Below are 2194 nucleotides of genomic sequence, written 5' to 3' on the forward strand. Positions count from 1 at the left end.
TGGCGCGTGGGTGCGTGGGGCAGCACGTCGAGCGCCCGCAGCGCCTGAGCGAGAGCGCTCGATCCCTTCATCTTGGGGCGCAGCTCATCAGGCACGCACACCCTCATGCCGTAGTCGCCCGCGAGCGCCACCAGGGCCTCGACCATACGATTCGAACCCCGGATGCCAACGAGCGACGGAAGCAGCGCCGCAATGGTCTGGGCGACGCGGTAGCCGGCCAGCGCCGAGATGGACGCGCAATCGGTGAGCGTCTGGGCGACCCGCCCGGGACCGAACCACCCGTTGCGCAGCAGGTAGCCAAACTCACCAGCCATGGCCGCCGGGTCGTATCGGCCGGTGTCGGAGAGGCTCGCGATGGCCTCGGCGGCGATGGCCCGGTAGGGTGCCTGCGCGGCGGTGGACGCCCACGCCAGGGCCGAGTAGGTGGGCGCGCCCGGCGCCCGCCACCCCTCCCCCAGCGCGCGCACGATCACCTCGAAGGGCGCGATGACCTGCGGGAACTTGACAAACGCACCCTGGAGGACGGGCATTGCGTGGGCGGCGAGAATATCCGGATTGTGCTGGAGGGCCCAGGCAGCCCACGCGTAGGCGACGCCGCTCGACCGGTAGTCCCCAGATTCCAGGAGCCGCCCGGTGAACTCGGGGGCAACCCCGGCGACGTTGGCGAGTGCGCCCGCCAGCGAGTCCTCGCCGGTTGCCAGGGTTTGACCGGGGATCACCCACGTCTCGCGCATATCGTCGGTCTTCTTGTACTCGCCGCGCACGACCCTGACGGGCTTCTGGTAGGGGGCACGGATGATCTGCCGCTCCCACTGCACATCCATGGGTTCGAGCGGCTCGGTCAGGATCGGGTCGAAGCGGTACGCGTCCTGACCGTTCGGCTTGTCGTAGGGCTTGTCACCCAATGCGACGCGCAGCTGTTCGTGCAGGAGGCGGACCGGGCCGCGGTGTTGCTCCCACTCGCTGCCCTTGCGCCGGTAGCCGCGGAAGTGGCCGGCCTCGGGCGCGTCCTTCACATCCATCCCGCCCAGGAGCCGCGAGGCCAGGTAGGATAGCTGGTTGGCGCCTTTCCAGTTGGGGGCGCTCCGCCAGTATTTGGCGAGCAGCGCCTTGTCGGCCTCCGCCAGCTCGATGCCCTCGCCGCTGATGCGCGTCAGGAGCGCGGGCAGGGCGGCGCCCGCGGACGCGTCCTCGAAGAGGGCGTGCAACGCAGCGACGACCGCGTCGTTATCGGCGGGCAGCTCGGCGGTATGCGACGTGCGCGGCAGGTCCGCTGCGGGGGCGTCCGGGAACGTCCACGAGGCCTGGGCCCCCTCCCCGGTTTCGTTTCCCTGGGCGGTCGCGCCGGGGGCGGCCGACCCCGCAGGCCCGGCCCTTGCCTCGTCCCCACAGTCCCCGGAACTGTCAGAGTTCCCGGAACCAGGGGGTGCCCCGACGAGCGCGGCTGCGCGGTCTCGCAGGTCGAGGGGGAACTCGGCCTCAGCGACCACGTCGCCAACCGCGGACGCGCAGCCGGGATGGGCCTTGACGAGGGCGGCGAGCAGACGCAGGTGCGCGCGCAGCAGCTTCTTTTCACTGCGCGCCAGGACTTGGGTGCTGGCCTGCACGAGGGCGTCCACCTGCTCATCCGTCAGCTCCCGGGCGATACCCAGAAGCGATTTCTGGGCCAGGGACACACTCGGCGAGGGCTGGGCTCCGAGCAGGGCGATCAGATCCGCCACGGCCTCAAGTGTTTCCTCGCGCGTCGGTTCGAGCGCCTCCCAGGCCCGCGAGAAGACGCGGGCGTTGTAGGCGGAGAAGTCGCGCCGCTGCGCGGCCAGACACTCGGAGAGGATGCGGGGTCGCAGCTGCGGGAGGCGCGTCGCCATGTAGCGGACCAGGTCGTGGCTGTGCAGGCGCTCGAAGTCGCCGCCGGGCGCGGAGGGGTCCTCGCGGTACATCCACACGAAGAGGGCAGAGCCCGGCAGGGCGCCCTCGACGCGGAAGAACTGCCAGAACTCGTGCTCCAGGAAGGTCGGGTTCTCCTCGAAGAAGCGCTGCGTCTCATCCGAGGTGGGGTGGGGCGCGGGAATAATCCTGCGCGCGAAGTACTCCAGGGAGGGAGCGGAGGTGAGGAACGCTCCACGCTCGGCCAAAATGGTGCGGTAGGTGTGCCAGAAGGCAACGCCGCCGGGGCTCCCGGCGGCCTCCTCAA

General features: G+C 70.5%; 1 protein-coding gene. It reads right to left on the reverse strand.

The annotated features are described in order from the left end of the window. On the reverse strand, positions 1–2194 hold a 2194-nt coding region (locus HMPREF1138_RS11320), incomplete at both ends, for a DUF6493 family protein (RefSeq protein ID WP_009058482.1).

Source organism: Actinomyces sp. ICM58, from assembly GCF_000283035.1.
In the GTDB taxonomy this organism is placed as follows: domain Bacteria; phylum Actinomycetota; class Actinomycetes; order Actinomycetales; family Actinomycetaceae; genus Pauljensenia.